The sequence below is a fragment of the Pricia sp. genome (assembly GCF_041745955.1).
In the GTDB taxonomy this organism is placed as follows: Bacteria; Bacteroidota; Bacteroidia; order Flavobacteriales; family Flavobacteriaceae; genus Pricia.
Genome location: NZ_JBGTHY010000454.1, coordinates 1 through 11,004, shown reverse-complemented (window position 1 = coordinate 11,004; position 11,004 = coordinate 1). Strand labels below are relative to the sequence as shown.

The 11,004-nt window shown below is 43.4% G+C and carries 6 protein-coding genes; all 6 read right to left on the bottom strand.

The genetic code is table 11. The features are described from left to right. The coding region (locus ACEW8S_RS16075) for an ABC transporter permease (protein WP_373519138.1) at positions 1 to 1,044 on the bottom strand (1,044 nt) is incomplete at its 3' end. A gap of 55 nt (positions 1,045 to 1,099) precedes the next feature. After that, positions 1,100 to 3,481 carry an FtsX-like permease family protein gene (locus ACEW8S_RS16070; RefSeq protein ID WP_373519137.1) on the bottom strand — a complete coding sequence of 794 codons (2,382 nt, stop codon included), beginning with the start codon at positions 3,479 to 3,481 and terminating at the stop codon, positions 1,100 to 1,102. Between the two features lie 146 nt (positions 3,482 to 3,627). Beyond that, positions 3,628 to 6,024, bottom strand: coding sequence for an ABC transporter permease (locus tag ACEW8S_RS16065; protein ID WP_373519136.1), 2,397 nt, complete (start codon positions 6,022 to 6,024; stop codon positions 3,628 to 3,630). A gap of 183 nt (positions 6,025 to 6,207) precedes the next feature. Further along, on the bottom strand, positions 6,208 to 8,589 hold the full coding sequence (locus tag ACEW8S_RS16060) for an ABC transporter permease (RefSeq protein ID WP_373519135.1): 2,382 nt from the start codon (positions 8,587 to 8,589) through the stop codon (positions 6,208 to 6,210). A 177-nt stretch (positions 8,590 to 8,766) separates the two neighbouring features. Then, entirely contained in the window at positions 8,767 to 9,273 is a 507-nt protein-coding gene (locus ACEW8S_RS16055) for a DUF2911 domain-containing protein (protein ID WP_373519134.1), read from the bottom strand. A gap of 105 nt (positions 9,274 to 9,378) precedes the next feature. After that, positions 9,379 to 11,004, bottom strand: a 1,626-nt coding sequence (locus ACEW8S_RS16050; RefSeq protein WP_373519133.1) for an FtsX-like permease family protein, incomplete at its 5' end; no start/stop codon positions are given.

Below are 11,004 nucleotides of genomic sequence, written 5' to 3'. Positions count from 1 at the left end.
GAAGAAAGCGAACAATACGACCAAAAAGGATTCACTTAAAAATTGGTATATCAATTGGTTCCGTTGCGAACCGATCGATTTTCGAATTCCCACCTCTTTAGCCCTTTTTTCCGATCTCGCCGTACTCAGGTTCATAAAGTTTATACAGGCCAAAAGCAATACAAACGTCCCGATAATTCCAAAGAGCCATACATATTTTATCCTTCCCCCTGACTGTTTTCCATTCTCGAAATTACCACGCAAGTACCATTCTTTCATGGGAAAGAGAAACAATTGCGGATCGAATTCGGCAGTATCCTCGTTCAGATTCTTCTTTACATCCTTGATGGTGGCGGATACTTTTTCCATAGTCGTATTATCCGCAATTTGCACGAACATTTGGAAAGAGTTGTTGCCCCACTGATCTTCAGCGTTTTTCATCCACTCCTGTCTGGTAAGCAATTTATCCCAAGACATCAAAAACTGGGCATCGTTAAAGGAATTATTAAAGGGAATATCCTCATATACGGCACTCACCATAACATCGTACTGGTTGTTCACCTCCACGGTCTTACCAATGGGTTCCTCATCACCGAAAAGTGCGTGGGCCACAGATTCGGAAAGCATAACAGAATTCAGCTCACGTAATCCGTCTTTCTCCCCTTTCAAAATTTTTAAATCCAACATTTCCGGTGCTTCCCGCTGTATGAAATTACCCGTTTTTGATAGGCTTTTATCCTGATATTTCAGGTATCTGGAATTGTTCCATGATGACATAACGAGATGTTTGAAATTATCGCCATAACCGTCCCTCAAGGCCTTCTCCAACGGTCTTGGTATGGCAGGTCCTGTGTCCGTGTTCCCATTGAACGTCTGCGATTGAAAGACCTGTGCGATCCTGTCCTTTTTAGAAAAATAATCGTTGTTGGACAGTTCGTCCTGGATCCAAAGTCCTATAATCAAGGTCACGGCCATCCCTAGGGCAAGTCCACCAATATTGATTGCCGAATAGCCTTTGTTCTTATGGAGGTTCCTCCAAGCGATTTTTAGATAGTTTTTGAACATAGTTCTTGTTTTTGAGACCCTTAAAGTTTCGAAAACCTTAGGGGTATTGTTCGTTTTATTCTGTTCGCAGGCTTTTTACGGGATTGTCATTAGCCGCCTTAAGCGCTTGAAAGCTAATGGTTATCATCGCTATCACTATGGCCAGCATCCCCGACAGGGCAAAGGTCCACCAGCCGATAGTAATCCGGTAGGCAAATTGCACTAACCAATCGTTCATAGCGTACCAAGCTATGGGGACAGCGAGTGCGATGGACAACGTAATCAGTTTTAAAAAATCAGAGGATAACAATTTTAGAATTCCGAATGATGAGGATCCCAACACTTTACGAATGCCAATTTCTTTTGTTCTCATTTCGGTATTGAAGGCTGCAAGACCAAATAGGCCTAGACAGGAAATAAAAATAGCAAGGAAGGCGAAATATTTGGAGAGGCTTAGAATACGCTGTTCGTTGAGATATTGTGCATTTATGGATTGATCTTGAAAAGCAAAATTAAAAGTATAGCCCGGGTTGAAGTCGCTATAGACCTTCTTGATACTTTCAATAGTCTTTACTTCCGAGCCAGGTCGTATTCTGACCATTGCCAGATCTAGATTTTCGGGATTGTACCTAAAAACCACAGGGGAAATAGGTTGCATCACAGAGGCTGTATGAAAATTTTTCATGACCCCTAAAATGGTTTTATCCTCGCCCCATAGCTGTATTTTCTTTCCGATTGGATCCGTTAATCCCATAAGCCTTACGGCTTCCTCGTTCAGTACGAGATACGATTCGGGGGATCCGAGATCTTTGGTAAACGCATCGCCTTTTGCCATTTCTATGTTCAATGTCTGAATTAAATTCTCATCTACACGGCGAAGTACGAAATCGATCTCCAAGTTTTCCGCTTTCCCGGGCCATTCTATGCCATAGGTAGAAGAGCCGCCGTCTTCCCTGATCAGGGATTCGCTTAGCCCGCCCACACTTTCGACACCTTCAATATTCTCGATCTGGTCGAATAAAAGCGGGGCATTTTCGTACGCCTTTCCTTCGAGATCAAAATGAACCATATTTTTCTTTTGGTATCCCATGGGTTTGGTCAGGGCAAAATCGACCTGATCGTTAATGATCAATACTGAGATGATCAACACCAAAGAGGCCATAAATTGAAACACTACTAATCCCTTTCGGGCAACCAATTCCGACCCTTTGCTTTGAAATTTACCTTTTAAAGTGGTGAGGGGACTGAAACCGGAGAGATAAAACGCAGGGTAGCTTCCCGATAGTAATCCTGTTATTAGGGTAGCCAAAAGAAGTATTGACAAGTGTTGGAAAATCAAATGTATTCCCAGTTCCTTTCCGGTAATAAAATTAAAGACCGGTATAAGCAGTATGACCAGTATTACGGCCAAAAGCAATGAAAGAAAGGTTATAAAAAGGGATTCGGTCAGAAATTGGACCACGAGATTTTTTTTGGTACTGCCCACGGTCTTTTTAATCCCTATTTCCTTAAATCTTCGGGAGACCCTTGCGGTAGAAAGGTTCATGAAATTGATGCAGGCAATAAGCAAGACCAGTAATGCAACAAACGAAAATAGCTTTACGTAGGTAATTCTTCCCCCTGTCTGCACTCCGTTTTCATAGGTTCCCTTTAGATAGGCATCCGAGAATTTTCTGGTAAAAAGACGGAACGTACTGTACTCATTATATTTATTTATAAATCGTTCGATTTTCGAATTAAAGGCAGCAATATCGACATTTGGTTTAAGCAGTACATAGGTACTTGGGCCTTCATTGGTCCACAATTGGCCATTGGTCCAGATATCTTCCAACAGTTTTTGCTTTGTGGCTACAAAATTGAATTGCAGGGTTGAATTGGTAGGCAAATTTTTGAACACTCCCGTTACCTTTGCCGATTGTTCGTTTCCAAACAAATTATAGTCCACTTGCCGGTTCATGGCGTTCTCGACCGATCCGAACAATTTTATGGCAAAACTTTCTGAAACTACAACGGCATCCTTATCGGACAATACTTGGGCTGCGTTGCCACGGACTAACGGAAAAGTAAAAGCATCAAAAAAGGTTTTGCTTGCAAAGATTCCACCTGCTTTAAACAAATTTTCTTCATTTTTAAAGGTAATACCCATCCCTTCTTTTTCGAGATCCATAACGGTAATGGCATGCTTCACTTCGGGCAGGTCTTTCTCCATGGCCGCCGAAAGCGGCCCCTGTGTTCCGTCAAGTGTTCTTATCATACCGTTTTCTTCACTCTTCATCAATACTTGATAGAGGTTCGGCTCATTGACATGAAACTTGTCTACTAAAACCTCATCGGAGACCCAAAAATAGATAAGGAAGGCACTGGCCATTCCGGTAGACAGGCCTAAAATGTTGATCAATGAGAACAGCGGGTTTCTTTTGAGATTCCGCCAAGCGATTTTTAGGTGATTTTTTAGCATGATATTCGTTTTATAATATTTACCCACAAGGCATTTTCGACCTTGTAGGTTTGGTTCAGCAGTCTAGTTTAGACCCGTATCTACGAGGTTGCTTACGCGACAATACACTTCGACTGCGCTCAGTGCAACGCCTTGCAGGTCTTTTGTCATTCTGTCCGTAAACTTTTAACCGGGTTGGCCATCGCCGCCTTTATGGCCTGGGAGCTGACGGTCACTAAAGCGATTACAACCGCAATTCCTCCGGAGAGCAAAAACATCCACCACTTCAGTTCTATACGGTAGGCAAAATCCTGTAACCATCTGTCCATGGCGAACCAAGCGATGGGAAAGGCGATAAGGGCCGCGATGGCGACCAGCTTGCCGAAATCTTTGCTCAGCATTACCGTTACCGAGCTTATGGAAGCCCCTAACACTTTTCGTACGCCGATTTCCTTTTTGCGCTGTGCGGCAATAAAGATTACGAGGCCAAACAAACCGAGGCATGAAATGACAAAGGCCAGAACTGTAAAGATTAAGGCTAATTTTTCCTGTTTTTGTTCGGCTATGTATTGTTGGTTGTAATTGTCATCGAGAAAATGGAAATCCGATTGATTTTCGGGATCGAATTTTTCGTACGTGTTTTTCACAAAGGCCATACCGGCCACCGCTTGGCCTTTGGCGATTTTTACATACAGATTGTCCCGCTCCGCATCCTCTGGGGGCATCAGCATTACCATGGGCTCGATTTTATGTTGTAGCGAGGTGGAATGAAAATCTTTGACCACCCCGATAACTTTTCGATAGACGGTGCTGTCATTTCTTGTTTTGTACTGGATTTTTTTACCGATGGCATCCGAATAGCCCAGTGACTCCATTAGGGTTTCGTTGATGATTACGGCAGCATCCTTGTCCGTTGCCATATCCTTGGAAAAATTCCTTCCCTGTAGGAGTTGCATATCGGTGGTCGATAAGAAATCTTCATCCACAGTTAGGTAATTTGCCAGCTGCGTTTTTTCCAGCATTTTTCCGGCCATCTCAAAATAGAAACCAAATTTACCTATGTAGCTATTGCCGAGAGGATTGCTCGCCGTTGCAGCACTTTCCACTAGCGGACTTTGTAGGAGTGCCTCTTTCAACGCCGGTATTTCGCTGCGGACTTTCATATTATCGATATGGGATATCAATACCTGCTCTTTGTCAAAACCCAGATTTTTCATTGATACGAACTGCATTTGCCTGTATATAACGTAAGATCCGCTGATCAGGCAAACCGTAATCACAAACTGGAGGACCACCAGCGATTTTCGGAAGACAACGCTGGTTTGCATATTGCCCAGCTGCCCTTTCAGGGATGGTATCATTTTGAACCGTGTCAAAAACATGGCGGGATAACTGCCGCTAAGGATTCCCGTAAACAAGGTAAAAGCGATAATTGCGCCTACGGTATTCATTATGCCAAAACGCCAAAGACCCAGATCTTTTTCTGCGAGTTCATTAAAAGCCGGCAATGCTAATTGAACCAGAACAAAGGCAATTACGGCAGCGATAAAAGTGACGAGCAAGGCTTCGGATATAAATAAGCGGATCAGATGATTTGTTCCGGAGCCCACTACTTTTCGTATCCCGATTTCCTTGACCCGCATGGCAGAGCGCGCCGTGGAAAGGTTCATATTATTGATTATCGCAATCAACAATACGAGCAGGCCGATCACAATAAAAACGTAGACACGGCCCATGCTTCCATTACTCCCCATTTCATAGTCCAGATCCGAATTCAAATGGATATCGGTTAGCGGCTGCAGTTCTATCTCAAAGTCCGCAACCCCCATTTGTTGGGCAATATCTTTTTCAAGGGGATGCAGTTTGTTTTCGAAGGATGTGATATCCGTCCCTTTCTTCAACAGTACATAGGTATAAAGAAAACTATCGTTCCAATTTTCACTTTTTAGATCATCCTTTTCAAAGGAGCGGATGCCACTGAACTGCAAGTGCGAATTTTGGGGCATATCGGCTATGACACCGGTAACGGTATTGGGATGTTTTCCGCTGCCCATGGCAATGGTCTTATTGATTGCCCGCGAAGCATCACCAAAAAGTTTAAGCGCCAAGCTTTCCGTAATCACAATGGATTCCGGCTGGGCCAGTGCGATATCCGGGTCACCGTATAAAAAGAGATAGTCGAATAGGTTAAAGAAGGAGCTTTCAGCGTAACAGATATCATCCTGTTTCATGGTCTTATCTTCGAACTGTAGCAGCCCGCCGCCTTCGGTGCCGATCCGGACCGTACCCTCCACCTCCGGAAAGTCATTTTTGAAAGTTGGTGCGTAGAGTGGTGCCGTAATGGCCATTTTAAAGTTTCCGCCATCCCAATTCGCGTGTTGGGAGATTCGGTAGATACGGTCGGCCTTGGAAAATGATTGCTCATAACTGAGTTCATCGGCAACATATAAAGCGATCAACCAAAAGGCCGCAAGCCCAATGGCAATGCCACCGATGTTTAAGGAGCTGTAGCCTTTGTTGCGTATAATGTTTCGCCAGGCGATTTTTAGGTTGTTTTTTAGCATCACTATATTTTTTGTCATTCCCGCGAAGGCTGGAATGTGTTAAACTTACTTGCTTATTTCTTTAACCCGAAAGGTCTTCTTCCCATGGTAGACGGGCTTTTCTACCATATGGGTCCGGTTCAACATTTTTGTTGAGACCTATCAGGAGGCCTCCTGCGTCGGCAACACCTTGCAGATCTTTTGTCACTCCGCCCGCAAACTTTTTACGGGGTTGGTCAATGCGGCTTTTATCGCATGGAAACTTACTGTTATCAAGGTAATCGCAATCAATACCAGTGCGGATAAAAGAAAGGTCGAAACCCTTAGATCCGTTTTATAGGGAAATACCTCTAACCATTTGTCCATAAATAAATAGGCTATGGGAAATGCCATTAGGCAGGAAATACCGATTAATGCCATAAAACTTCTGGCAATAAGAAAAACGATGTTGGAAACCTTCGCTCCCACCACTTTTCGGATACTGATTTCCTTGCGTCGCTGTTGTGTGGTAAAAGCGACAAGGCTTAACAGTCCGAGGCAGGAAATAAGAATGGTCAAAGCCGAGAACGCCGTGAAAATCTGTCCCCTTTTTTGATCGGCGCTATATTGCGAATTGAAATCTTGGTCCAGAAAATTGTATTGAAACGGAGTATCGGGAAAAATCTTTTGCCAGGCACCTTCCAACTCTGAAACAGTTCTCGATATATTTCCACCGGTTATTTTGGCCTGAAGGCCGGAAGCGTTGGGCCGGTAAACCAGAAGTAAAGGTTCTATAGCGTTGTATAATGATTTTTGATTGAAGTCTTTGACCACTCCGATAACCTCGAGTTCGAAATCACCACCGGGATTTGTGATCTTCTTACCAAGGGCATTGTCCCAACCCATGGCCTTTACCATGGTCTCGTTCACGATCAAATTATTAAGGGTATCTGCCGGTATGTCCGCAGAGAAGTTTCTTCCCTCGATCACTTTTATCCCAAGTGTATTAAAATAATCTTCATCAATGCCATAGACATCGACCCCTTTTTCAATAAACCCATTTTCTGTCTGCACCCTGAATAAATTAAAATTGATGCTTTTGCCGGGTGTCGCTTCCGAAATGCTAGCGGTGGCAATATCCGGGCGTTTTAGTATTTCGCTTTTATAGTTCCCTAATTTGCCATCGGTATTTTGCATGGGATCTATTTCTATGGAAATGATCTGCTCCGAGTTGAATCCCAGATCTTTGTCCCGCATAAAATTTAACTGGTTATAGACCACCATGGTGCAGATCAGCATGACCATTGAAATCGTAAATTGTGTGGTCACAAGTGCCTTCCTCAGCATCGAATTGCTCGATGCTTTTGCCAATTTACCTTTGAGCACCGCAATTGCATTAGTGCTAGTTAAATAGATAGCCGGGTAGCTGCCGCCCAAAAGTCCTACTAAAACAACGACCCCCGCAAGAATATACAGGATGTTAGATTCAAAAAGCGATTCCAAGGTAATTGCCTTTCCCGAGAGAGTGTTGAAATAGGGCAATAATAAAATAACGATCAATACGCTCAAAATGGTCGCAATGGCGGTCACCAATACCGATTCCAATAAAAATTGTTTGATAAGCTGGGAACGCGACGACCCGACTACTTTTCGGATACCGATTTCCTTCGCCCTTCCGGCAGCCCTTGCCGTGGTCAGGTTCATGTAGTTGATACTGGCAATGATCAACATAAACAACGCTACGATCGAAAAGATGTAGATATACGACATGCTACCGGTTTCTTCCGGTTCGTTATCCAAATCGGATTTTAAATGAATGGAAGTGACCGGGATTAGCCCATACTTTATTTTTACATTGTACTGTTCGAATATTTCGGCCATATGGGCATCGTAAAGCGGAAGCATCTTAGCCACCAAATCTTTGGCGTTGGAATTCGGCTTCAAAAGTACATAGGTATAGAAATTTCCGAATTGGCCCCAGTTATCGCCAAAATCTTTGGGCAACGTGCTAGAAGAAATAAAAGCTTCCGCCTTGAAATGCGAGTTACCCGGCATATCGGCAATGACTCCGGTTATTTCAAAAAGTTCATCCCTACTATTTTTAAAGGATCGACCAACAACGCTTGAGCTGCCAAAGTATTTTTTGGCCATTGATTCGGTCAATACAATGGAATTCGGTTCGACCAAGGCCGTTGATGATACTCCTTCTTTAAAGGGAAACGTGAATACGTCGAATAGGTTTTTATCGGCATAGTAGATCTTACCTTCCGAGAACTGTTTTTCCCCGACTTTGTAATAAAGCTCGTCTCCCAGAACAATCCTGACCGCCTGCTCGACTTCGGGGAAGTCCTTTTGAAGCACCGGTCCCAAAGGATACTGCGTATTGGCCGTTTTCATTTCCCGTTCCGGTTCCTGAATGAATGTGGATACCCTATAGATGCGTTCTGCATTTTCGTTGTAGCGGTCATAGCTCAGTTCATCCAAGACATACAAGATCAAGAAAAGGCTACAGGTGATGCCTATTGCTAATCCCAAGATATTTAAAAGGCTGTATTCTTTGTCCTTACAGAGGGTTCGCCAGGCGATTTTTAGATAGTTTTTGAACATGGGTCCTTATATTTTCTGAAATGATTTATTTAAAAATGTCCTTCCCTGCTTTTATATCATTGATCACACCATCGATATAGGATAGATACATTGGATCCGTTGTATTTTTCTTGGCGGATTCGCAATATTTCAAGGCTTTGTTTCTATCCCCGAGACAGTAATAACCGCTTACCATCCCTAAATGGGCAGTGACGTCATCGTGATTTTTAGGTTTTCTACACTTTCCTCAAGATTTTCTAAAGGGACATCTACCCGCAAGGCATCCTCTTTTTCATCGTAATAGAAACTACCCCAAGCCGTATTGAATTTTGAAAAAATCAAGGTCGCTTTTTCTGGTCCCATCGCAATGAAGAATCCGTATTTGCCTTTGGCCAAGGACTTTCCCTCAATAGTAACATCCGTAGAAAATTCAATCGTGGTGTTTTCGTTGGCTCCTGCACGCCAAGGTGCTGCTTTGCTGGTTCCGTAGCCCAAATCGGAAAATCCGTAATGCACCAACTGCCCCCAAATTTTTCCTTCACGACCATTTACGGCAGGTCGGGAATAGGAAATCTTTACTTCGGTGATACCGATATACTCGGAAACCGTGGCCTTCTTGTTACCATCTGGGGGTAAGGTTATTTGTCCGTTTACGGCAATTGCGACAAAAGCAAATAGGAGTGTAGCGAGCAATTTATTTTTCATGGTGTTGGTTTTACGTTTTTCTTGTTCTATTTTTAATTCATTCACTTCTCAAACACTTCTCAAACACTTCTCAAATAATCTGCGGATTCGTTTTTTATTGATAGTCTATTCCTCCATTAACCCATCGACCGGATTTTTATTTGCGGCTCTAATTGCCTGACTGCCGACGGTCACCATAGCAACAAATAGCGCTAATAATCCCGCCCCTAGGAAATACCAGAAATTCAAGTCGATCCGATAGGCAGAGCCCGAGAGCCAATTGCTCGATAACCAATAAGCGAGTGGGAGTGCAATGAAAACCGATAGGATAACAAGTTTAGCGAACTCACTGGAAAGCATAACCGTGACCTGGGTTGCGGTCTGCCCCAATACTTTTCGGATGCTGATTTCCTTTCTACGCCGTTCTGCGGTATAAATTGCCAGTCCCAAAAGTCCCAAACAAGAAATTAGTATCGCAAGACCTGCAAAATATTTGGATAATATCGCGACCCTGTTTTCCGATTCGTACAAGGCCTGAAAATCAGTGTCCAAAAATTTATAGTCGAAAGCGTATCCCGGATTGAATTCCCCGTAGATCTCCTTTAACTGGGCCAAGGTCTCCCTTTCACTTCCCGCTTCTAGTTTTGCCATAAACAAAAAAGTCTTATCATCGGGAACCAACCGGAAGAATATTGGCCGAATGGTCTCTCGAAAGGATTGAAAATGAAAATCCCTTACTATGCCGACTATCTGACGGTCTTCACCCCACAATTGAACCGTTTTGCCTACTGGATCTTCCAGACCCATGGCCTTTACTGCCGTTTCATTAAAAAGGATGGCATTGGTACTATCCGATGCAAACGCCCTCGAAAAACTCCTGCCTTGCGACACTTCGATATCAAGGGTTTCTATTAGACCGACGCTGGTGCCCATATCCGTAAATTCTATGGTATTTCCTTCTCCTTGTCCGGGCCATCTTACCCCGCTAGTGTTGTTCATTTGTGTGCCAACAAAATTTTGGACGGCGGTGGTCGCGTTCAAAACCCCCGGAATTGCATTTACTTTTTCCAAGAAAGCCTCCGAGTTTGATTGCAGTGGTCCTTCCTTTTGAAAATAGATGACATTATTCTTTTCCATTCCCAAATTCTTCGACTGTACAAAATCAATTTGTTTATGGACCACCAAAACAGCCACTATCAATAGTATGGAAAGTCCAAATTGAAATACCACCAGACCTTTGCTTACCCAAACCTCACTTGTGGCACTTTTCAATTTTCCTTTTAAGATGGCCACGGGGTTAAAGCGCGACAGATGAAGTGCCGGATAGCTTCCGGCCACTAGTCCCGTAAAGAGAACGGTCAGTACTATTATTGACACGGTCAAGAAATCCGGTACCACCGATAGCGTTTTGCCCGTAATCGCATTAAATTGCGGTAAAATGGCCATCATCATCAAAAGGGCAACGCATAATGAAAAGAAGGCGGTTAGAACGGCCTCGCCAAAATATTGCCAGATCAAGGTGCTGCGTTTTGATCCCAAGGCTTTTTTGATTCCTATTTCCTTTAACCGTCTAGTGGCGTTCGCGGTGGAAAGGTTCATGAAATTGATGCAGGCAATAATCAATATAAATAACGCTATGGCCGAAAACAGGTATACATATTCAATTCGGCCGCCCGCAACTTTTCCATTTTCAAAATTGCCATATAAGTAATTGGTCGAGTATTGTTTTAGAAAGAGGTCGGCCTCCACATT